Source organism: Photobacterium alginatilyticum (assembly GCF_009910675.1).
GTDB lineage: Bacteria > Pseudomonadota > Gammaproteobacteria > Enterobacterales > Vibrionaceae > Photobacterium > Photobacterium alginatilyticum.
In genome coordinates this window covers 24,193-46,403 of record NZ_RSEJ01000036.1, presented here as the reverse complement: position 1 = coordinate 46,403, position 22,211 = coordinate 24,193, and the positions used below count along the sequence as shown (strand labels likewise).

The 22,211-nt window shown below is 53.4% G+C and carries 25 protein-coding genes; 10 read left to right on the top strand and 15 right to left on the bottom strand.

Annotated features, from left to right (window positions below):
• Positions 1-7 precede the first annotated feature (7 nt).
• Complete coding sequence (locus EIZ48_RS24975; RefSeq protein ID WP_160657721.1) at positions 8-229, top strand: SlyX family protein; 222 nt, start codon at positions 8-10, stop codon at positions 227-229.
• Positions 230-290: 61 nt separating this feature from the next.
• On the opposite strand, the gene slyD is transcribed toward EIZ48_RS24975, so the two are convergent.
• From slyD to kefG, 4 genes are all read right to left on the bottom strand, one after another.
• On the bottom strand, positions 291-866 hold the full coding sequence (gene slyD / locus EIZ48_RS24970) for a peptidylprolyl isomerase (RefSeq protein ID WP_075762934.1): 576 nt from the start codon (positions 864-866) through the stop codon (positions 291-293).
• 135 nt (positions 867-1,001) lie between these two features.
• Positions 1,002-1,211: a YheV family putative zinc ribbon protein gene (locus tag EIZ48_RS24965; protein WP_160657720.1), complete on the bottom strand. Its 210-nt coding sequence runs from the start codon at positions 1,209-1,211 to the stop codon at positions 1,002-1,004.
• A 53-nt stretch (positions 1,212-1,264) separates the two neighbouring features.
• Positions 1,265-3,067: a glutathione-regulated potassium-efflux system protein KefB gene (gene kefB / locus EIZ48_RS24960; protein ID WP_160657718.1), complete on the bottom strand. Its 1,803-nt coding sequence runs from the start codon at positions 3,065-3,067 to the stop codon at positions 1,265-1,267.
• Entirely contained in the window at positions 3,057-3,626 is a 570-nt protein-coding gene (gene kefG, locus EIZ48_RS24955; RefSeq protein ID WP_160657716.1) for a glutathione-regulated potassium-efflux system ancillary protein KefG, read from the bottom strand. The genes kefB and kefG overlap by 11 nt, the downstream gene beginning before the upstream one ends.
• A gap of 238 nt (positions 3,627-3,864) precedes the next feature.
• Between kefG and EIZ48_RS24950 the strand changes: the two genes are divergently transcribed.
• Positions 3,865-5,790, top strand: a complete 1,926-nt coding sequence (locus tag EIZ48_RS24950) for an ABC transporter ATP-binding protein (protein WP_160657715.1) — start codon at positions 3,865-3,867, stop codon at positions 5,788-5,790.
• A 2-nt stretch (positions 5,791-5,792) separates the two neighbouring features.
• Positions 5,793-6,257, top strand: a complete 465-nt coding sequence (locus EIZ48_RS24945) for a TIGR02444 family protein (protein ID WP_160657713.1) — start codon at positions 5,793-5,795, stop codon at positions 6,255-6,257.
• Positions 6,258-6,272: 15 nt separating this feature from the next.
• Here EIZ48_RS24945 and EIZ48_RS24940 read toward each other — a convergent pair whose 3' ends face one another.
• Positions 6,273-6,872, bottom strand: a complete 600-nt coding sequence (locus tag EIZ48_RS24940) for a LysE family translocator (protein ID WP_338046947.1) — start codon at positions 6,870-6,872, stop codon at positions 6,273-6,275.
• 127 nt (positions 6,873-6,999) lie between these two features.
• On the opposite strand from EIZ48_RS24940, the gene EIZ48_RS24935 reads away from it, so the two are divergent.
• From EIZ48_RS24935 to EIZ48_RS24920, 4 genes are all read left to right on the top strand, one after another.
• On the top strand, positions 7,000-8,400 hold the full coding sequence (locus tag EIZ48_RS24935) for an aminotransferase-like domain-containing protein (protein ID WP_160657711.1): 1,401 nt from the start codon (positions 7,000-7,002) through the stop codon (positions 8,398-8,400).
• Positions 8,401-8,419: 19 nt separating this feature from the next.
• The gene (locus tag EIZ48_RS24930; protein WP_160657709.1) at positions 8,420-9,391 is read left to right on the top strand and encodes a hydrolase; all 972 of its coding nucleotides are present in this window, start codon (positions 8,420-8,422) and stop codon (positions 9,389-9,391) included.
• Positions 9,392-9,537: 146 nt separating this feature from the next.
• Complete coding sequence (locus EIZ48_RS24925; protein WP_160657706.1) at positions 9,538-9,756, top strand: YheU family protein; 219 nt, start codon at positions 9,538-9,540, stop codon at positions 9,754-9,756.
• 130 nt (positions 9,757-9,886) lie between these two features.
• Positions 9,887-10,756: a phosphoribulokinase gene (locus EIZ48_RS24920; protein WP_160657704.1), complete on the top strand. Its 870-nt coding sequence runs from the start codon at positions 9,887-9,889 to the stop codon at positions 10,754-10,756.
• Positions 10,757-10,846: 90 nt separating this feature from the next.
• Here EIZ48_RS24920 and EIZ48_RS24915 read toward each other — a convergent pair whose 3' ends face one another.
• Positions 10,847-11,251 (bottom strand): OsmC family protein, encoded by a 405-nt coding sequence (locus tag EIZ48_RS24915; protein ID WP_160657701.1) that lies wholly within the window; start codon positions 11,249-11,251, stop codon positions 10,847-10,849.
• A gap of 272 nt (positions 11,252-11,523) precedes the next feature.
• Here EIZ48_RS24915 and crp point away from each other — a divergent pair, with 272 nt between their 5' ends.
• Together crp and EIZ48_RS24905 are read left to right on the top strand one after the other, a co-directional pair.
• Positions 11,524-12,156: a cAMP-activated global transcriptional regulator CRP gene (gene crp / locus EIZ48_RS24910; protein ID WP_036801200.1), complete on the top strand. Its 633-nt coding sequence runs from the start codon at positions 11,524-11,526 to the stop codon at positions 12,154-12,156.
• A gap of 164 nt (positions 12,157-12,320) precedes the next feature.
• Positions 12,321-12,599, top strand: a complete 279-nt coding sequence (locus EIZ48_RS24905) for a hypothetical protein (RefSeq protein ID WP_240153092.1) — start codon at positions 12,321-12,323, stop codon at positions 12,597-12,599.
• 76 nt (positions 12,600-12,675) lie between these two features.
• Here the strand turns inward: EIZ48_RS24905 and EIZ48_RS24900 are convergent, their stop codons facing one another.
• The 8 genes from EIZ48_RS24900 to rpe all read right to left on the bottom strand — a co-directional run bounded on the left by EIZ48_RS24900 (position 12,676) and on the right by rpe (position 20,989).
• A complete protein-coding gene (locus tag EIZ48_RS24900) occupies positions 12,676-13,470 on the bottom strand; it encodes a DUF1338 domain-containing protein (protein ID WP_160657698.1) in 795 nt (264 codons plus the stop codon).
• 42 nt (positions 13,471-13,512) lie between these two features.
• Positions 13,513-14,970, bottom strand: coding sequence for a succinylglutamate-semialdehyde dehydrogenase (gene astD / locus EIZ48_RS24895; protein WP_160657695.1), 1,458 nt, complete (start codon positions 14,968-14,970; stop codon positions 13,513-13,515).
• Between the two features lie 18 nt (positions 14,971-14,988).
• A complete protein-coding gene (astA, locus tag EIZ48_RS24890) occupies positions 14,989-16,005 on the bottom strand; it encodes an arginine N-succinyltransferase (RefSeq protein ID WP_075762948.1) in 1,017 nt (338 codons plus the stop codon).
• 171 nt (positions 16,006-16,176) lie between these two features.
• The gene (locus EIZ48_RS24885; RefSeq protein ID WP_160657693.1) at positions 16,177-17,391 is read right to left on the bottom strand and encodes an aspartate aminotransferase family protein; all 1,215 of its coding nucleotides are present in this window, start codon (positions 17,389-17,391) and stop codon (positions 16,177-16,179) included.
• 410 nt (positions 17,392-17,801) lie between these two features.
• A complete protein-coding gene (locus EIZ48_RS24880) occupies positions 17,802-18,377 on the bottom strand; it encodes an aminodeoxychorismate/anthranilate synthase component II (protein ID WP_160657690.1) in 576 nt (191 codons plus the stop codon).
• Positions 18,378-18,515: 138 nt separating this feature from the next.
• Complete coding sequence (trpS, locus tag EIZ48_RS24875) at positions 18,516-19,529, bottom strand: tryptophan--tRNA ligase (protein WP_160657687.1); 1,014 nt, start codon at positions 19,527-19,529, stop codon at positions 18,516-18,518.
• A 96-nt stretch (positions 19,530-19,625) separates the two neighbouring features.
• Complete coding sequence (locus tag EIZ48_RS24870; RefSeq protein WP_160657684.1) at positions 19,626-20,315, bottom strand: phosphoglycolate phosphatase; 690 nt, start codon at positions 20,313-20,315, stop codon at positions 19,626-19,628.
• Positions 20,315-20,989, bottom strand: a complete 675-nt coding sequence (gene rpe / locus EIZ48_RS24865; RefSeq protein ID WP_075762953.1) for a ribulose-phosphate 3-epimerase — start codon at positions 20,987-20,989, stop codon at positions 20,315-20,317. Before rpe ends, EIZ48_RS24870 begins: the two co-directional genes overlap by 1 nt.
• Before the next feature lie 141 nt (positions 20,990-21,130).
• Here rpe and EIZ48_RS24860 point away from each other — a divergent pair, with 141 nt between their 5' ends.
• Positions 21,131-21,361: a DUF2970 domain-containing protein gene (locus EIZ48_RS24860; RefSeq protein ID WP_160657682.1), complete on the top strand. Its 231-nt coding sequence runs from the start codon at positions 21,131-21,133 to the stop codon at positions 21,359-21,361.
• On the opposite strand, the gene EIZ48_RS24855 is transcribed toward EIZ48_RS24860, so the two are convergent.
• Positions 21,358-22,182, bottom strand: coding sequence for a Dam family site-specific DNA-(adenine-N6)-methyltransferase (locus tag EIZ48_RS24855; RefSeq protein WP_160657680.1), 825 nt, complete (start codon positions 22,180-22,182; stop codon positions 21,358-21,360). The two genes, EIZ48_RS24860 and EIZ48_RS24855, sit on opposite strands and share 4 nt — an antisense overlap.
• Between the last annotated feature and the right edge of the window lie 29 nt (positions 22,183-22,211).

Genomic DNA, 22,211 nt, shown 5'->3' with positions numbered 1-22,211 from the left:
TCGCCCTATGAGTGACATCGACAAACTACAGGCTCAAATTGACGAGCTGGAAATGAAACAGGCTTTCCAGGAGCAGACCATCGAAGATCTGAACCAGGCACTGACCAAACAGCAGTTTTTGATTGACGAAATGCAGGTGCAGCTGAAATATATGGTCGGCAAGGTGAAAGGCATAGAGCCATCCAATATGGCCAGCGAATCCGAAGAAACGCCGCCACCGCATTATTGATGATTCAAAAAAAACGGGAAGCCTGAGCTTCCCGTTTTCTATTACTGATTAAGCACAGGGCTTAGTGAGAACAGCCGCAGCCGCCCTTCTCTTCGCCACCACAGCAACCGCCTTCTTCTTTGTGGTCGTGACCGTGGTCGTCGCCGCAGCTACCGCCACCACAGCAACCACCGCCCTGGTGAATATGACCGTGAGCGATCTCTTCTTCTGTTGCAGCACGCAGTGCAACAACTTCCGCGTTAAATGTCAGCGTCTGGCCCGCTAGCATGTGGTTACCGTCAACAACAACGTGGTCGCCATCAACTTCCGTTACTTCGACAGGAATCGGACCCTGGTCAGTATCTGCCAGGAAGCGCATGCCAACAGTGATCTCGTCAACACCCTGGAAAACATCTGCAGGTACACGCTGAACCATTTCAGCCACGTGCTCGCCGTATGCATCTTCAGGAGCAACAGTCACTTCAAATTTGTCACCGGCTTCACGACCTTCCAGAGCCTTCTCCAAACCAACAATCAGGTTGTTGTGGCCGTGAAGGTAATCCAGTGGTGCATCCGCTGTTGACTGGTCAACAACCACGCCTTCTTCAGTTTTCACTTGATAAGCTAGGCTTACTACGATGTCTTTAGTGACTTTCATGTTTACTCCGATAGGTAGATAGTACCGTTTCATTGTGACTATCTTGCAGACGCACAATCACGATGAAACGGCACTCAATATAAATCTCCCCCGCATAATAACGGATAAAGGCACCTTGATGCCAATATCTGCTCGCTATTCGGGTTTAAAGATCCCAATTACTTGCTGCTTGGTCTGCGGGGAAAGCTGTTCACTTTCCGCTACAGATTGCGGCAACCGACGGTCGGTATGATGGCACTCCACACACTCAACCATCTCGACATCATTCTCTTGCCACCAGCGCAAGGTGTCTTGTTTTTTACACTCAGGACACACCGCTCCGGCAATAAATCGTTTTTTTGCCATGTTACCCATTCCCTTACAACTGGCTGTTATGACAAACATTCATAACAACCCAACTAGTCCCAACCATTGTGCCGCTCACGTTCACCGCGCATTTCCCGATCAAAAATCTCTTCCAGCTCTTTCCGGGCCTCTTTGGCCCGCGATGCCAGATGCACATCCTCGGAATGCTGCGGCAACAAATCCCGTAGCGCTGTTGTATCCAGTTTACGGAAATGTGCCTCGGCCCGCTTGGCTTTGTACGGGTGCATACCCAGAGATATGAGGGCCTGACGACCTAAATCAAGGGCGCCGGCAAAAGTTTCACGGGAAAAACACTCAACCCCATGGCTAAGTAGCTGATGGGCCTCAACCCGGCTTCTTGCCCGTGCCAGCACTTTGAGGTTGGGGAAATACTGCTGACACAGAGTAACGACCTCCATCACTTCATCGGGCTCGTCGGTACAGATGATTATCGCCTCGGCCTTGTCGGCCCCTGCCGCCCGCAACAAGTCAAGCTGAGTGGCATCACCGTAATACACCTTGTAGCCAAACTTGCGCAGGAACTGGATCTGGCTCGGATCCCGCTCAAGCACCGTTACCCGGATCTTGTTGGCAAACAGCAACCGCCCGACTACCTGGCCGAAGCGCCCGAAACCGGTGATGATCACCCGTGGCTCACGGTCAATAACATCACTCTCCATTGCCTCTTCTTCGGCCTTGAATGTCCTAATAAACCACTTGTCCTGAAGCAACAAAATCAATGGGGTGGTCATCATCGAAATACTCACCACCACCAGCAGGAATGCCGACAACTCTTTGCCGAGCAACCCTTCACCCAATGCCGCCGTAAACAGAACGAAGGCAAACTCGCCGCCCTGGCTAAGAATAGCGGCCATCTGGCTACGAGACTTGGCCCGGATCCCAAACACCCGTGCCAGTCCATAGAGCAGCAGTCCCTTGACGCAGATCAGGGCGATAACGGCCAGCAGAATGTGTAACGGGTACTCCAGCAGCAATCCGAGATTGACGGCCATACCGACCGAGATAAAGAACAGTCCGAGCAACAACCCCTTGAACGGCTCAATAGCAATTTCCAGCTCATGGCGATACTCGCTCTCGGCCAGCAGCACCCCGGCCAAGAAGGTGCCCAGCGCCATCGACAGCCCCAGCGACTGCATGCCAAGCGCGATACCGATAACCAGCAGCAGCGCGGCAACATTAAACAGTTCCCGGACCCCGCTCAAGACCACCCAGCGGAACAGCGGGCGCAGAAGAAAGTGTCCGCCCACCAGCAACGCCAGTATGCCACCGATCATCCAGGCGAAATCGAGCCAGCTTCCCCCGCCGCCGCCAGCCAATACCGGCAACACAGCCAGCATCGGGATCACCGCAATATCCTGGAACAGCAATACCGCAAACCCCGACTGCCCGGTTTCGCTGCCGTCGAGGTTCTGCTCCTCAATCACCCGTAGCGCAATGGCCGTGGAAGAAAGCGCCAACCCCATCCCGACCACTGCAGCATCACGCCAGCTGATCTCGGGAAGAAACGGCCGGCAGGCCATTACAATGGCGGCAATCACTATGCTGGTCACCACAACCTGGCTGCCTCCCAGCCCGAGGATCGGCTTGCGCATCTGCCACAGTTTCTTGGGGTTCAGTTCGAGGCCGATCAGAAACAGCAGCAAGACCACCCCGAATTCGGAAAAATGCAAAATGGCATCGACATCGGAGATCAGCCTCAGCCCCCACGGACCGATGGCGATACCGGCCAGCAAATAACCCAGCACGGACCCTAGCCCCAAGCGCTGGGCAATCGGGACGGCCACAACGGCAGCCGCCAGAAAGACGACACTGACAGAAAGTACATCACTGGCCATAGTCAGCCTCCTTGCCATCAGCCAGCGGATCGCTGAGCCAATGACGATAATTCTGGACGTGTTGCTCAAGCTCCTGCACCGGGATCCGCCTTGCCCAGTGCAATACCAGCGGCTCAAGCCAGGTCATCTGACATAAATCGGCTGACAGCTCAAAAGGCTTTAGGATCTCCGCAATACTACAGCGGTTATAACCGTCCGGGGTATAGGCCTCCGCCGCACCGCCGGTAGTGATCACCGAGCGCCAGTATTTGCCTTTGGTCTCGATGCCATCGCCGTGCGCAAACCCCTTGCTCAATATCACGTCCATCCACTCCTTGAGCAAAGCCGGGCAGGAGTACATATAGAGGGGATGCTGGAAAACAATAATGTCATGACGGCGGATCAGCGCCCGTTCATGGTTTATATCGATGAAAAAATCGGGGTAAGCGGCATACAGATCATGTATCGTCACATGCTCGAGATCCTCTATTCCCTTGAGCATCTCATTGTTAGCCACCGACTCCTGCGGATCCGGGTGGGCATAAACTACCAAAATCTTTGGCCGTCCTTGTTTGGTCATAGTGTCCCTTACAATAACCTGCGGATTATTCCCTCAGGCGCAACGTCTATCATGATTTCTATACACATCATACATAATTGTACCGGCAGCGGATCACCTGAATCTCAATTCATAACCGCATCTTTCTCAATATAGCCCGACGATTATCATCGAGTTAGCAGTCAGAGGCCGTTTGGTATAGACTGCCGCTCATTTCGTGCACTTTATTTTGCGGAGCGGGGCTACCCCGACACTGTCGATGATTACCTTTTCGGACATTCAGCTACTACGAGGCGGTAAAGCCCTTCTCGAGAACGCCACTGCCACCATCCATCCCGGCGACAAGGTCGGTCTGGTAGGCAAAAACGGCTGTGGTAAATCTACCTTATTTGCCTTACTGAAAGGTGAATTAAGTGTAGATGCAGGCACCTGCCAGTTTCCTGCCAACTGGGAGCTGGCCTGGGTCGCCCAGGAGACCCCGGCACTGGAGCGTAGTGCGATTGAGTATGTGATCGACGGCGACCGCGAATACCGCCAGCTAGAGCAAGACTTAGCCGCGGCTGAGCAAGCCAACGACGGCAACAAAGTCGCCGAGTTACACGGCAAGCTTGATACCATCGGCGGCTACAGTATCAATGCCCGAGCCGCCGAGTTGCTTGATGGCCTGGGGTTTTCCCAGGAGCAGATGCAATGGAACCTGACCCAGTTCTCCGGTGGCTGGCGGATGCGCCTGAACCTTGCCCAGGCCCTGCTTTGCCGCTCCGATCTGCTGCTGCTCGATGAACCGACCAACCACCTGGATCTGGATGCCGTAATGTGGCTGGAAAAATGGCTCCAGAACTATCGTGGCACCCTGGTACTGATCTCCCACGACCGTGACTTTCTTGATCCGGTCGTCGGCCGCATCATCCATATCGAAAACCAGACCCTGAACAGCTACACCGGTAACTATTCGTCGTTTGAAAACCAGCGTGCAGAAAAACTGGTGTTGCAGCAGGCCATGTACCAGAAGCAGCAGAAACAAATGTCGCACATGCAGTCGTATATCGACCGCTTCCGCTACAAGGCCAGCAAAGCCCGTCAGGCACAGAGCCGTATCAAGGCACTGGAGCGAATGGAGAAGGTGCTGCCGGCCCAGTTTGATAACCCGTTCAGCTTCGAGTTTCGCGAGCCATCTGCCCTGCCCAACCCGATCATGATGATGGATGAGGTCGCAGCCGGTTACGGTGACAACCTGATCCTGGAAAAAATTCGCCTCAACCTTGTTCCGGGCAGCCGCATCGGCCTGCTAGGGCGGAACGGTGCCGGTAAGTCGACCCTAATCAAGCTACTGTCTGGCGAACTACCGGCCCAGGCTGGCGACTTGACCTATTCGCAAGGCGTCAAGATCGGCTACTTTGCCCAGCACCAGCTTGAGACCCTGCGGCTTGATGACACGCCGGTTCAGCATCTGGCGCGTATTGCCCCGCAGGCCACCGAACAGCAGCTTCGGGACTATCTCGGCAGCTTCGGTTTTGTCGGTGACAAAGCCCTCGATAAAGTCGGCCCGTTCTCGGGCGGCGAAAAAGCCCGCCTGGTACTGGCACTTATTGTATGGCAGCGCCCGAACCTGTTGCTGCTCGATGAACCGACCAACCACCTGGATTTGGACATGCGTCAGGCACTGACACTGGCCCTGCAGTCTTACGAAGGGGCCATGGTCATCGTCAGCCACGACCGCTACCTGCTGCGTGCCACCACCGATGATCTATATCTGGTCCATGACCGCCAGGTAATGCCGTTCGACGGTGATCTGAATGACTACCATAAGTGGCTTACCGAACAGCAGCGCAACGAACGTCGGGAACAACAGGCAGCCAAGCCAGAAACCACCAAAGACAACAGTGCAGCCTCCCGCAAGGAGCAAAAACGCCTGGAAGCCGAGTTCCGCAAACAAACGGCACCATTGCGCAAAAATATCGATAAGCTGGACAAGCAAATGGAGAAACTTGCCGCTGAAGTGTCACAGGCCGAAACCGAGCTGTCCGATCCGGCAATTTACGATGCCGAGAACAAAGTTCGCCTGAACGAACAGCTCAAGCGTCAGGGGGATGCCAAGTCATCACTGGAAGAGATTGAGATGGAATGGATGGAGCTGCAGGAAGAGCTGGAAGCAATGGAAGCCCAGTTCCAGGGCAACAGCTAATAATGCCCCGCCCCGCTGCACTCTCGGCAGAGGATTTTTGGCAGTTCAGCCTGAGCTATTATGCTCGGGCTGGCATCAAACAAGCCTGCCTGACACTGCAGAATACCTATCAGGGCAATGTGAACCTTGCCCTGCTGCTGCATTGGCTGGATACCCTGCATATTGAGCTGGCCGATCAGCAAATCCATGCCCTGACAGCCAGCCTTGTCGTCAGCGACAAGCAACTGCAACAATACCGCACCATGCGCCAGCAGCTAAAACCCCAGCTGGACCAAGCAGGCTACCAGCAATTGCTCAGTTTCGAGCTTGAATTGGAGAAAAACCAGCAGCATGCACTGCTCAAGCAGCTTAACCTTTTACTGCCTGTACCGACCCCTGCTGCAGGGACAGTAACAAGCAACAATCTGGCCCGTTACTGCCAGCAACTTGGTGCCTCCTCGCAGCTGTCTCACCTTCAGGCCAAGTAGTACCAACATCGCCTTCTACCAAATCATTACCACACAACCTGCCGTCAGCGCGCCCATTACGCCGTTGAATACCCGACGTGCTCTGCTGCTGTGCAGCCAGCGTCCAATCACAGACCCAAAGCCAGCCCAGACAGAGACACTCGGGAAGCAGATCAGGAAAAATACCCCGGCAACAAGTGTCGCTGATTGCCAGTAGAGCTCCCCGGCTACCGTGAAGGTACTGATCGCCGTCACGGACATCATCCAGGCTTTCGGATTGACGTACTGGAACATCGCCGCCGCCCAGAACGTCATCGGCTGACTGTTTTGCTGTTCGACCCGGGGAGCGGAACTGGCCGTGGCAATCTTCCAGGCCAAATACAGCAGATAAACACTGCCGCACCAGCGAAGCAGCTCATGTAATAGCGGAAAGCGGGTAAATACCACCCCGAGTCCTGCCGCCACCAGGACTATCATCGATACCAGCCCCAGCCCTATCCCCATCATATGGGGCAGAGTCCGCCAATAGCCAAAATTAGCGCCCGATGCCGTGACCATTAAATTGTTCGGTCCCGGCGTCCCGGTCATCGTGGCTGCAAACGCAGACAGAGAAATAATAAATTGCCACTCCCACACGGTAGAACTCCTCCTTGATTAAAATTGTACCGATACAATTTCAAGTTAATATTGCTTTGACACGATTTAACACTCAAAATGAACCCTAACAGTGAGATTAATTGAGATCAAAAGGTTTATTGTCACCATGACAATCATGAATATTGCACTCACAGCCTCGACGGACGATCACAAGGCCGAGCCCCTCTATCGCCAGATCGCCGATGCCATCGAGCAGCAAATCACTTCAGGCGAACTGCCTGCCGGGCACAAGCTGCCAACCCATCGCGCCCTCGCCGATCAGCTGAAGGTTACCGTAGGCACTGTCACCCGGGCCTATGCCGAGGCAGAACGGCGAGAGCTGGTAGAGGCAAAGGTGGGAGCCGGTACGTTTGTCTGCCAGCAGGATGCACCGAGCTGGGTCTACAACTACTCCGCCCAGGAAGAAGAGGCCTGCAACCTCGGCCACAATATTCCCCCGTGTATTGACCGTGCCGGGATGCTCAAGCAAGCCATGGAAAACTTGTCCCGCCATCCCGAGCAACTCAACCAGATGATGCTATATCACGATCCGCAGGGGCTGGGCGCCCATCGCAGCGTCGTTGCCCGCTGGCTGCAAACCAAAGGCCTGAATATCGACCCCGAGCGTATGCACTTCACCTCGGGGGGGCAGCATGCCGCCCAGCTGATCCTGTCTGCATTTTGCCGCCAGGGAGACACCGTGCTGGTCGAACAGGTCACCTATCCCGGTTTTCTGAGCCTCGCCAGGCAGCAGCAAGTCAACGTCAAGCCTGTTGCCCTTGATCACGAGGGGATCATTCCTGCCAGTCTCGAAGCGGCCTGCCGCCAGCACCAACCAAGAATGATCTATTGCACACCGACGCTGCAAAACCCGACAACCGCCACCATGAGCGAACAACGCCGCCGTGACATCCTCGCGATCTGCCGCCAGTACCAGCTGTTGCTGGTTGAAGACGATGTCAACGGTCTGCTGCCGCAGCAGCGCCCGGCCCCGATGGTTAACCTTGATCCGGAACAGGTCATCCATATCGGCGGGCTGTCAAAATGCCTCGCTCCGGGGCTACGTTTGGGATATATCCAGGTGCCGCTCAACCTGCAACAGCGGCTCAACACCGCACTACACAACCACAGCCTGATGATCAGCCCCCTGCTCACCGGGCTGGCCTGCGAACTCATCCACAAAGGGGATGCCGACCGGGTGCTGCAGGATATCCACCACGATATCAACCAGCGCCAGCAGTTGGTGGAGCAGCACCTGGGGGATTTTGCCATTCAGCATACCCGGGACAGTTTTCATGTCTGGCTGACACTGCCTGACTACTGGAGGCTCAGTGACTTTGTCTCGGCTGCCGAGCAACAGGGCGTGATCATAAAGTCAGCCGAGATGTTTACCCCGCCGGGCGGGACAATTCCGCCTGCTGTCAGGCTTGCAATCAGCGCCCCCTTCACCCATAGCAAACTGGAACAGGGCTTGCTTATATTGGCAGAGCTGTTAAAAAAAGATCCCATGAATGACTTTCCCCTGTAACCGGGAAGAGGAGTTGCCGATGATGCCCTTTGAACCCGCTAACGGGTTACGCAATGCCCACTTACAGACACTGCTGCCACGCTTTATTCGCCGCAAGCCGCTATTTACTCCGGTAGAGCAGCGGATAGAAACCCCTGACGGCGACTTTCTCGACCTGGCCTGGACAGGCCCGGCAGCACAGCACCCGGCCAGTAAACCCATCATGATTTTATTCCATGGCCTGGAAGGCAGTTTTCACAGCCCCTATGCCAACGGACTGCTGTATGCCGCCAGCCAGCAGGGGTGGCTCGGGGTTATGATGCATTTTCGCGGCTGCAGCGGCGAGATCAATCGCCAGGCCCGCGGCTACCACTCCGGTGAAACAACAGATGCAGCATTCTTTATCAAGTGGTTACGCCAGCAGTTTCCCGACACCCCGCTATTTGCCGTCGGTGTATCGCTTGGCGGCAATATGCTGGTGAACTATCTGGCAGAAACCAGTCATCAGTCAGAGCTTGCGGCAGCACAGGTCATCTCCCCGCCCCTGAACCTGGCTTCCTGCTCGGAGCGGATCCAGCAGGGCTTTTCCCGGGTCTACCAGCAATACCTGCTGGGCTCGATGAAAAAAAACCTCAGCCGTAAAATTGCAGCTCTGCCGGATAAGATGCCGATCGCAGCCAGCGAAGTGGAAGAAATCCGCTCGCTATGGCAATTTGACGAACAGGTCACCGCACCACTGCACGGATTCGAAGATGCAGCCGATTACTACCGCCGCTGTAGCGGTATCAACAAGCTTCAGAACATAGAGACACCACTGCGGATCATCCATGCCGCCGATGACCCTTTCATGACCTCGGCCGTTATTCCGACCCAGTCCCTGCCCGAGAATATCGACTACCATCTCAGTCCATACGGTGGCCACGTCGGTTTTGTCAGCGGTTCGCTGCGCAATCCGGACTTCTGGCTGGAAAAAACCGTTCCCGAATGGTTTGAGAAAGTAATCAAAGGCTAAGTAAGAGTTACGAGAAAAAGCGGAGTACTCTGGCTCTGTTACTGAGATCTGTTAAAGAGCTCTGTTGCGGGGCCATATTAGCGCTCTACAATTTATGAAATTAACAATATAATCAGCTATCCGTCTTACATGCTGATAACACCGCTATGATTATTCCCTGGCAAGAGATCGATCCGGAGACCCTGACAAACCTCATCGAGCACTTCGTTCTGCGCGAAGGTACCGACTATGGTGAAAGTGAACTGACCATGGAGCAAAAAGTGCAACATGTTCGCCAGCAGCTAGCCTCAGGTGATGCCGTAATTGTCTTTTCCGAGCTGCACGAATCGGTCGATATCAAACTGCGCCGAGATCTGCACTCCTGACCCTTACCAACAACCGTTAACCATACCGGGCCGCGGTATCATTTTTCACCTTGCAGCCCGAGTTATACTTGACCTTCCCTCTCCAGCCTGTTAATAACTCTTTCCGTTAATGTTAACGACAGGGTTTGTCATGTCTGCAAAACATCCAATTATTGCAGTAACAGGGTCTTCGGGTGCTGGCACCTCCACCACCTCTGAAGCTTTTCGTAAAATGTTCAATATGATGAGCATTAACGCCGCCTGGCTAGAAGGGGACAGCTTTCACCGCTTTACTCGTCCGGAAATGGATGTCGAAATTCGCAAGGCCAAAGAACAGGGGCGCCATATCAGCTACTTTGGTCCCCAGGCCAATGACTTCGCCCAGCTAGAAACCTTTTTCCGTCAATACGGCGATGACGGCAGTGGCCAGTTCCGACGCTACCTGCACACCTTTGACGAGGCCGTTCCCTACAACCAAATGCCGGGCTCTTTCACCCCGTGGCAGGATCTGCCGGAAAATACCGATGTCCTGTTCTACGAGGGACTGCACGGCGGGGTCGTCGACGGCGAGATCAATGTCGCCCAGCATGTCGATCTGCTCATCGGCATGGTGCCGATTGTGAACCTTGAATGGATCCAGAAGATCGTCCGGGATACGCGGGATCGCGGACACTCCCGCGAAGCTGTCATGGAGTCGATCGTTCGCTCAATGGACGACTACCTCAACTACATTACCCCGCAGTTTTCCCGTACCCATATTAACTTTCAGCGGGTACCAACGGTTGATACCTCCAACCCGCTCAGTGCCAAGGCGATTCCCAGCCTGGATGAAAGCTTCGTGGTGATCCGTTTTCGCGGGATCAAAAATGTCGATTTCCCGTATCTACTGTCAATGATCCAGGGATCGTTTATGTCGCGCCACAATACCCTGGTGGTACCAGGCGGAAAAATGAGCTTTGCCATGGAACTGATCATGCGACCGCTGATCCAGCAATTAATCGAAACGGGTAAAATCGGGTAATAACAAAGGCCAATAGCAAGAGTCGAGTAACGAGGTGCGAGAAGTGTACTTTCCGCTCTTACTCGATACTCGTCTCTTCTAACGCTACGCTTATGCCTTCACGACTTCGTAGGAGTGCGTCATCTCCACGCCCTCACCCAGCATCAGGCACACCGAGCAATACTTCTGTAGCGAGTCGGCAACAACTTTCTCGACCAGAGCCTCGTCCAAATCATGACCCGTAACCACAAAATGCAAGTTTGCCGAAGTAAAAATACGCGGAGCCTGCTCACGGCGCTCGGAAGAAATCTGGGCTTCACAGGCCGTGATTTTCTGGCCGGCAGACTTTAATCCATCGACCACATCGACCGAACTACACCCTCCCGCAGCCATGAGTACCATTTCCATCGGACTTGGTGCTTTTTCGCCCCCATTACCGTCCATTACGACGCTGTGACCAGAATTTGACTGGCCCAGAAAGGTCATCTCTTCGACCCATTTCACGCGTGATTGCATTGCTTTCTCCTTACTTAAAACAGGGGTATTTGGCACTAACTCACAACGGTGTGATCATGTGCACACTTATGACTACAAAATGCCCTTTTCAGATAGATCAATATCAAGAAATACGCGCCGAAAAAAGATAAACTCTGAACTAATTATTCACGTGAGCTTGCAGCCCAGCGGTTGACTGCATATCCTAGACGGCGAACAATTCTATTGTTAGGCCCAGCTTCAAGTAATAAGGATATCGTTGTTGGGCAACAAACGCAGAGGAAGTTAGTAATATGGTTCCAGGTAAACCTCAAACAGATCCAACTCTAGAGTGGTTTCTTTCCCATTGCCACATTCATAAGTACCCATCAAAGAGCACTTTGATTCATGCGGGCGAGAAAGCAGAAACGCTCTACTACATCGTCAAAGGTTCTGTTGCCGTATTGATCAAGGATGAAGAAGGCAAGGAAATGATCCTGTCTTACCTAAACCAGGGTGACTTCATCGGTGAACTAGGCCTGTTCGAAGAAGGTCAGGAACGTACAGCTTGGGTTCGTGCGAAGACACCTTGTGAAGTCGCTGAGATTTCTTTCAAGAAATTCCGTCAGCTAATTCAGGTAAACCCAGATATTCTGATGCGCCTATCTGCTCAGATGGCAAGCCGCCTACAGGTGACCAGCCAGAAAGTAGGTGATCTTGCATTCTTGGATGTTACAGGCCGTATCGCCCAGACACTGCTGAACCTTGCGAAGCAGCCTGATGCGATGACTCACCCTGACGGTATGCAGATCAAGATCACGCGTCAGGAAATCGGCCAGATTGTCGGCTGTTCACGTGAAACTGTCGGTCGTATCCTGAAGATGCTGGAAGAGCAGAACCTCATTTCGGCACACGGTAAAACGATTGTAGTTTACGGTACTCGCTAAACCCGGTACCCGGAAAGCAAAACGATAAAAAGCCGCATCATGCGGCTTTTTTTGTGTCCGACGTATACCTGCTGGGCATCAATGTAATAGCTTCAGACATAATTTGCTACAACGCTCACGATTGTTCCTCTTGCGATCCCCACCATCAATGCTACATTGTGCATATGTATATTGTATACACTTCGCAGTCTGGCCCCAATAACGGAAGTGGCGTCAGATACCGTTCGGATAATACGGAACGCAATTATATGGATATTGAACGCTTTGCACCGAATGCAGGCAACACTCCACCTGCCGTGATCCAAACGCTGCCGGCGACCGTCGAGCTGACGGGCTTTAGCGGCCAGCGTCACTATCTGGAACAGCAGACAACATTTGACTCCACCAGCCGCCATCAGGGCAATGACAGTCCATGGCTCCCTCCGCTGGACAGCCAGCACTAGCCACATGGGCTAAAAACATAAAATCCACGGCCACCCATGGCAGCCGTGGATTTAGTGCTTAGCTTAATTACTGTAACTACTGATTAGTACTTTCGAAGATCTTGTCGGCCGAGGCCTCGACAAATCCCCGGTACAGTTCACCATCAGCGGTTGGATAGCGCTTGGCAAACTCATAGAAGCCACCCGGCACCTCGCGAACGCCATCGGAAAAGTTGACAGGAACCCGATCGGCCATTGTTGAAGACTGCTCCAGCATCACCTCCGGGCTACCCTTGACTTCCCCGCCTGACTCATTGATCACAAAACCGTTGTGACGTAGCAGGTGATTCACTTCCTGAATTTCGGTGAACTGCTCCAGCTGATTAATGCTGACGGTAAAATGGTTGGCACCAAAGCCATGCGCCGCCAACCAACCGGCATATTCACTTTCTGCCGACAACAGCTCATAGGTCGCATAGTCCAGATCCCATAACCGCCCGCCGTAAAGAAACGCCGGATCATGCATGGCTTCTTCCGGTACCTGGTTAACCAGATCGCGTACCGTCTCCTGCAGCAATGACGAGAACTGCCCCACCATCAATTCGCTGATAAAAACCTTAGGAGCCAACGGATTCGGGTGCTCAAAGTGCTCGGCATAGAGCTTCTTGGCCTCGAAGTGGTACCTGCCGCACGGTTTATAGCCGATGGCAATAAACGGCGCAGCCAGGCGGTCAAGCCCGACCTGCGGAAGGTTAAACGTCCGCAGCGCAATATGATCATTGAGCAGGGGCTCGCCTTCCTCCAGCAGATCATGAACCTGACCTGCCGACGGACATAGACGCTGGGTATAATCTTGCCACAGCGCATTAAACAGTTGTTCAACCCTTTCCATGATGATGCTATCCCCTTGTCGATTAATGCCGCTCTCTCGCGCTTACAGCTTGATACCCGGTGATAGCTGAGCCGGTAACTCGGTCTGTTCACCTTCCATCGATGCCATCGGATACGCACAGTAATCCGCAGCGTAATATGCACTCGGTCGTAGATTACCGGAGGCGCCCGGTCCGCCAAACGGTGCATCACCACTGGCCCCGGTTAGCTGCCGGTTACGGTTTACAATCCCGGCACGAATGTGATCAATAAAGTATTGCCACTCTTCATCACTGGTAGAAACAAGCCCTGCCGACAAACCGTAGCGGGTATCATTGGCCAGCGTTACCGCCTGCTCCAAGTCCCGATAACGAACGACCTGTAGCAACGGACCAAAGTACTCTTCATCCGGTAGCTCGGCCACCTTGCTCACCTCGATGATCGCCGGCGTCACTATCGCTCCCTGGCCACGCTTGGCTTCGAGCAGGACTTCGCCTCCCAGACTCACCAGGTTGGCCTGTGCACGGATGATACCGTCAGCGGCCGCCTCAGAGATCTGCGGCCCCATAAATGGCTGCGGCTCGGCAAACGGGCCGTCGATAAGAAGCTGCGATGTGGCCTCGATCAGACGCGCCAGCAGCGCATCCCCCTTCTCGCCCTGCGGCAGATACAACCGACGGGCACAGGTACAGCGCTGTCCGGCACTGATAAAGGCTGACTGAATAATAGTGTAGACAGTCGCTTCCAGCTCGCCATAGCCCTCGGAGATAACCATCGGGTTATTGCCGCCCATCTCAAGCGCCAGCATCTTGCCCGGCTGACCGGCAAACTGACGGTGGAGGATATGACCGGTGTTGGCGCTGCCGGTAAACAGCAAGCCATCGATACCGGAAGAGCCCGCCAGAGCCTCACCCGTGGCACGGGCCCCCTGAACCAGATTAATCACCCCGCCTGGCAAGCCGGCCTGCTGCCACAGCTTCATGGTCTCTTCGGCAATTTTCGGCGTCAGTTCTGACGGTTTGAATACAACGGTATTACCGGCCAGCAGCGCTGGTACAATGTGGCCGTTAGGCAAGTGGCCCGGGAAGTTATAAGGACCGAAGACTGCCATGACACCCAGCGGACGGTGACGCAGGATTGCCTGGCTTCCGGCCACTTGTTTCTGTTTGTGGCCGGTACGCTCATCATAGGCGCGTAGCGAGATGGCTATCTTGCCGACCATCGCCCCGGCTTCCGTTCGGGTCTCCCACAACGGCTTACCGGTTTCCTCGGCAATGGTGCAGGCAATATGTTCGCTGTTTTCTTTGACCAGCTCGGCAAAACGCTCAACGATGGCCTGACGTTCACTAAAGGCTGTTTTACGCCAGCTCAGGAGAGCCTGACGGGCACCGGCAACAGCTAGCTCGACCTGCTCGGCAGTCGCGCCTTTTCCCTGCCAGATCACCTCACCGCTGAACGGATTCAGTGACTGCATCGCTTCGCCATTACCTTCCTGCCAGTTTCCTGCTATCCATTGTGTCATGATGTTCTCCCGTCCTTTTTATTGCGCAATCAGGCGAACCTGATCACCATTTTTCACCTGCAGTGCTTCTGCCATTTCCGCGTCCATCTGCGCGATCGCCTTCTCTTCATCAAGGACGACCTTACCGACAACCGCCCGGAAATTCTCAAATGAGCTGTTACTGATAATGCAGTCTTTGCCTGTCGCAGACTCGCCAATCACCACGGTGCAACGCTGAGAGTGACGTACCGACTCGATATTGCGGGTATCACACTCGACAGTCGGGCCGGCATCAAAAATGTCGACATAGCCGCGGCAGCTAAACCCTTCTTTTTCGAGCAAACGCAGTGCCGGGCGTGTTTTTTCATGTACCTCGCCAATCACCGCCTGGGCTTCCGGGCTAAGCAGGTTGACGTAAATCGGCAGCTTCGGCATCAGGTCGGCAATAAAGCCTTTTTTACCAATCCCGGTCAGGTAGTCTGCCAACGTAAAATCAATCGAGAAGAAGTGCTCTTTCAACCATTCCCAGAACGGCGAATGCCCTTCCTCATCGGAAACGCCGCGCATTTCGGCGATCACCGTGGTGTCGAATCGCTCCGGGTGCTCGGCCATCATCATAAAACGGCACTTCGACAGCAGGCGTCCGTTAAGCCCCTGACGCCATTCCGGACGCAAGAACAGGGTGCATAGCTCGCTCACACCGGTGTAGTCATTACCAAATGTCAGCACTTTCACCACATTGTGAACATTAAGACGGCGAGATGAGTGAACCACGGTACTCAGGTGGTAGGTATAAAAGGGATTGTCCAGGCCGATAGCGGCTTCTATTGCTGTCGTACCGGCAATTTCTCCCGTCTTGGTGTCTTCTGCCACCATCAGGTAACCTTCCGGCCCCGGCTTGGTGACGGCTTTGGCAAAGCTCTCCACCGAGTGTTCAATCCTGTTGCGCAGGATTTCTTCATTCACCGGTAGTGAAGTAAAACCATGACCGGACTCTTCGGCGCATTGCATTAGCGCCGGTAAGTCGGCTTCAGTAATAGGACGTATAACCAGCATCGAACTCCCTCCTGATGCAGGTAGCGGCAAGCGCCGCTAGCTCATTGTTTTCTAGTCGTGGATATTGCCATTTCTTATTCAGAGGCAGGCAACTGCAGTGGCCAGGCTCCTGCCAGCCACTGCATGTATAAACAAATTTATTGATGTCGCTTTTTTTATTGGTGTAACTTTTTATTGATACAACTTGGCAATCGCGCGCTCAAGGCGGGCCATGCCTTCATCGATATCAGCCTTGTCGATCACCAGTGACGGGGTAAAGCGCACTACGTTAGCACCGGCGACCAGTACCATCAGGCCTTCTTCACCGGCCGCCAGCAAAATGTCGCGGGCGCGCCCCTGCCATTCTTCATTCAGGGCTGCACCAAGTAGCAAGCCTTTGCCGCGCACTTCATCAAAGATTGGGTACTTAGCATTGATTTGCGCCAGTCCTTCGCGGAACCACTGCTCGCGCTGTTTAACGCCATCCAGTACCTCAGGTTTGGTCACTTCGTCCACGACTGCTTCGGCAACGGCACAGGCCAGCGGGTTGCCACCGTAAGTCGAGCCGTGTGTACCGACCTTCAGGTGAACAGCCAGCTCAGAGGTTGTCAGCATGGCACCAATCGGGAAACCACCGCCCAGTGATTTCGCGGTGCTGAGGATATCCGGCGTGACACCCAGCCCCTGGTAGGCATAGAAGTCACCGGTACGGCCATTACCCGTCTGGACCTCGTCAAAGATCAGCAGGGCATTGTGCTTGTCGCAGAGTTCACGTACACCCTGGATAAATTCCTGAGTCGGCGAAATGATCCCGCCTTCCCCCTGCAGCGGCTCCATCATCACAGCACAGGTACGCTCTGACATATGCTCGGCCAGTGTCGACAGGTCGTTGTATACCAAGTGGGTTACGTCACCGGGTTTCGGGCCGAAGCCGTCAGAATAGGCAGCCTGGCCACCGACGGTTACGGTGAAGAAGGTACGGCCATGGAAACCCTGCTGGAATGAGATAATTTCAGATTTTTCCGGGCCAAACTTATCGGCCGCATAACGACGGGCCAGCTTCAGCGCTGCCTCGTTAGCCTCGGCACCGGAGTTGGCAAAGAACACCTTTTCGGCAAAACTGTGCTCGGTCAGCTTTTTCGCCAGACGCAGCGCCGGCTCGTTGGTCATGACATTACTTAAATGCCATAGCTTGTCGGCCTGCTCCTTGAGTGCATTGACCATAACAGGGTGACAATGGCCCAGACAGCTCACTGCGATACCGCCGGCAAAATCAATATACTCCCGGTCGTCCTGGTCCCACACACGCGCACCCTGGCCTTTAACCGGTACGATCTGCATCGGGGAATAACAAGGTACCATCACCTCGTCAAACAGCTGACGTCCTACTTTGTGCTCCATTGCCATCATCCTTTCCTTCTGTGTATTGCGTCTTAAGCATAGTATTTACATTTTATTAACCAATTCCAATAGCAGAATATTTTTTTTATCCTTTATCTGGGTTGGCTAACGCTCTGTTGAATACATATTTATGCGGGTTTGAGGGAAATTTATTAACAACACAATGGAAAAAAGTGTATTTCCGCTGAGGAAATAAAGGCTGTGGGCTTCACCTCTAGTGCATAAGCTTGCCAGAGGATTTTCCTGAAAAACGCCAACAAAATGTTAAAAAAAGTGATGAGGATCGCGGAAATAAGACAGATTTACGGACCTTTCCAATCGAAAGGCAAAGAAAATTCCGCAACCTGGTGAGTAGATTATTGACTGCGTCAGAGGCTCATTCAGCAGAAAATCCTGTTGCTGTACTTTTTGTTCTGTTAGCGGCGCAGAAAGTTAGCCAGAAGCTGGTGACCCTGTTCGGTCAAAATACTCTCAGGATGGAATTGCACCCCTTCGATCGGCAGCGTCTTGTGGGCGATTCCCATGATTTCGTCGAACTCACCCTCGCGCTCAGTCCAGGCCGTCACTTCAAAACAATCCGGTAATGTATCGGCCTTTACCACCAGCGAATGGTAACGGATAACAGTCAGCGGATTATTCAGGGTTTCGAATACGCTGCAATTGGTATGGACAACTGGCGATGTCTTACCGTGCATCACCTGACGGGCACGCACCACTTTTGCACCGAAGACCTGTGCAATCGACTGGTGACCCAGACAAACCCCCAGGATCGGCAGCTTACCGGCAAAATATTCGATGGCCTGCAGCGAAATACCCGCATCATCAGGCGTACAGGGGCCCGGCGAGATCACCAGGTGGGAAGGCGACAGGGCCTCAATGCCAGCGATATCAATTTCATCATTACGCACAACTTTCACCTCTGCGCCCAGCTCGCAGAAGTATTGGTACAGGTTGTAGGTGAAAGAGTCATAATTGTCGATAATCAGCAGCATTGATACATCAGCTCCCAGGATGAGTTGGCGGTCTATTTTGCTATAGGGGAAAAGAAAGGCAAGCCATGATTTCAGAAAAACATGAAACAAAAACCGGCCATCGGGCCGGTTTTGATAAATACTACCACCTAGTCTCTCTTACGGACGGGTGACAAAACCTACCGCTTCGTAAGCCTTCTTCAGGGTAACGGCAGCACGTTCAGAGGCCTTGTCGGCACCGGCTTTCATCACGGAGTCCATGTAGGCACGGTCTTCACGGATACGCTTGTATTCCGCCTGTACAGGCTCAAGCATGGCGACAATCGCTTCACCAACATCTTTCTTGAACGGGCCGTACATCTCCACCCCTTGATACTGGGCTTCAATCTCTTCGAACGACTTGCCGGTTGCAGCCGAGTACAAGCCCATCAGGTTGGTGATACCAGCCTTGTCGACGCCGTGAGCGATGCGCGGCGGGGTTTCGGTATCTGTCTGTGCCTTGTTGATCTTCTTGATGATCGACTTAGGCTCTTCCAGCAAGGTGATCACATTCTTGCGGTTGTCATCAGACTTGGACATTTTCTTGGTCGCATCCTGCAGGCTCATAACACGTGCGCCAATTGCCGGAATATAAGGTTCAGGCACCTGGAAAATAGCCTCGCCATCACCGTAAATGTTATTGAAGCGAGTGGCGATATCGCGGGCCAGCTCAAGGTGCTGCTTCTGATCGCTGCCCACTGGTACCTGGTGCGCCCCGTACAGCAGAATATCGGCAGCCATCAGTACCGGGTAGCCAAACAAGCCGACATTGACGTCATTGGCATGGCGCTGTGATTTGTCCTTGAACTGGGTCATTCGGCTCAGTTCACCCATCTGAGTATAACAGTTAAGCAACCAGCCTAGCTGGGCATGCTCCGGCACATGCGACTGAACAAACAGCGTGCTCTTCTTAGGATCGACACCAACCGCCAGGCAGATAGCCAATGCATCCAACGTGGCTTCGTGAAGCGCCTTCGGATCCTGACGGACAGTGATAGCGTGAAGGTCGACGACACAGTACTGGCAGTCATAATCATCCTGCATCTGTTCCCACTGACGCAACGCCCCCAAATAGTTACCAATACTCAATTCGCCAGAAGGCTGGACGCCACTCAATACAATGGGTTTACTCATGATGGGATTTCCTATGTCACTAAAGATAAGCAGCGGCACAAGTGCCGCTGACTAATATTCAAAACTTATCGTCAGATATACGCAGACCTGATCGTACTAGCTGTCTAGTTTAACCACTTCTGCCAACTGGCTAAAGTGATCCAGCACAATATCGGGTTCACTGTCACTGATCGGCTGACCGTAATTGTAACCGTAGGTCAATCCGACAACATAACATGTCGCGGCTTTTGCCGCCAAGATATCGTTACGTGAATCACCGACCATCAGCATTTCTGATGCGGCCAGCCGGTGCTTCTCCATCAACCAGTGCAGGGCAAAAGGATCCGGTTTCTTAAGCGGGAAGGTATCGCCGCCAATCACATCGACAAAATAGTCACTGATACCATGCTGCTCCAACAGGTGCGGAACAAACTGGGCAGGCTTGTTGGTAACGATAGCCATCGGCACACCGGCCTGATGAAAAGCGGCAAGGGTATCTTTCACCCCGTCGTAAAGCGCGCTCTGCTTATGGCCGCCGGCATCGTAAAAACGGTCAAACAGCTGGCGAGCCTCTTTATGCAACTCGGGATCAAGCTCAGGGTCTACCTCAAGGCTACGGCTTAGCGCCCGGCCAATCAGAATATCGGCACCGTTGCCAATCCAGGTAGTCACCTGCTCGACCGTCACGCCCGGACGCCCCAGGGCACGCATGGCCTGGTCGGCCGCTTCTGCCAGATCAGGAACGCTGTCGAGCAGCGTTCCGTCCAGATCAAAAGCAATAAACTTAATGCCTTTGAAATGATCCATTAACGCTCTACCTTGGCCAGCTCGGCGCGCATTTCATCGATCACCGCCTTGTAGTCCGGCTGGCTGAAAATAGCCGAGCCTGCAACAAACATATCCGCACCCGCCTCGGCAATTTCACGGATGTTGTCGACCTTGACGCCACCGTCTATTTCCAGGCGAATTTCACGGCCAGAGGCTTCAATACGCTTACGTACCTCTCGCAGCTTATCCAGCGTATTCGGAATGAATGACTGGCCACCAAAGCCCGGGTTAACCGACATCAGCAGGATCAAGTCCACTTTATCCATGACGTAGTCCAGATAGTGCAGCGGTGTAGCCGGGTTAAAGACCACCCCTGCCTGACAGCCGTGTTCTTTGATCAGCTGCAGCGTACGATCCAGGTGCTCAGTAGCCTCGGCATGGACGGTGATCATCGTGGCACCGGCCTTGGCAAAATCAGGAATAATACGGTCGACTGGCTTAACCATCAGATGAACATCAATCGGCGCTGTAATACCGTAATCACGCAGTGCCTTGCACACTGGCGCACCAAATGTCAGGTTCGGTACATAGTGATTGTCCATCACATCAAAGTGCACAACATCGGCACCTGCAGCCAATACTTTCTCGACATCCTCGCCAAGACGAGCAAAATCTGCAGACAGGATAGATGGAGCGATCAAAAAGTCCTTCATGTTCAGCCTCTATACGGTACTTACGAAAACGTTATCGGAAATCGGCGCAATTCTACCCGATCCAAAGAATGATGTCTTAACGGATTTCTACCTGCAATTGATAATATAATGACTATGCTTTTAGAGCATGAGGAGGTGGGAATGGAAAAACAACGCGTTAACGGTAAGAAAAATCAGAACAACAAGCCAAAAAGCTTAGCTCTCAGCATCGCGGCGGCCCTATTCGGGGTACAGTCGGATCGCAACCGCCAGCATGACTTCAGCCAGAAGTCACCCTGGCCATTTATTATTGCCGGGATCAGCGGGATTCTGTTATTTATTGCCCTGGTGGCTGCCATCACCCTTGTCGTCACAGCAACCCACGGACGCTAGACTACCGGCAGCTTGAACAACGCCAGTAGCTCATCCACCTTATTGCGTCCGCTGCCGTTACGGCTGATGGTACGCTTCACCTTGACCACGGACAGCTCGGCACCGTGGTACAGACGGCGGGTCAGCGTGGTATCGTGATTGGATATCAATACCGGTATGTCACGCTCAGTAGCGGCCTTTTCTGCCACATCGGCCAATGCCGCCTGATCATCCAGGCTAAACCCGTTTCCTGCATATGAAGTAAAATTCGCCGTGGTCGACAAAGGCGCATAAGGCGGATCGCAGTAAATCACGCACCCTTTACGGGCCCGGGAAAACGTCTGCTGATAGCCTTCGCATACAAACGTCGCACGCTTGGCCTTCTCGGCAAAGAAATACATCTCGTCTTCGGGGAAATACGGCTTCTTGTAGGAGCCAAACGGGACGTTGAAGCCGCCTTTCTTGTTATAACGACACAGGCCATTAAAGCCATGGCGGTTCATATACAGGAAGTACAGAGAACGAAGATAGGGATCATCGGTCTTGTTAAAGGCTTCGCGAATTTCCAGATATGCGCTTTTCTGGTTGTACTCCGGTGTGAAAAAGCTTTTCACGTCGTTGATGTACGTTTCTGGCTTCTCTTTCAGCGTATTATAGAGATTGATCAGATCCGGGTTGATGTCCGCCAGCAGGTAATGCTCGAAATCGGTATTCAGAAAGACAGAGCCGGCCCCGACAAAGGGTTCGACCAGTTTACGCGCAGGTGGCAGATGGCGCTCGATATCCTCGACCAGAGAGTATTTGCCTCCAGCCCATTTAAGGAATGCACGATGCTTTTTCATTCAGCTAACCACCACCAGAACCGATATTG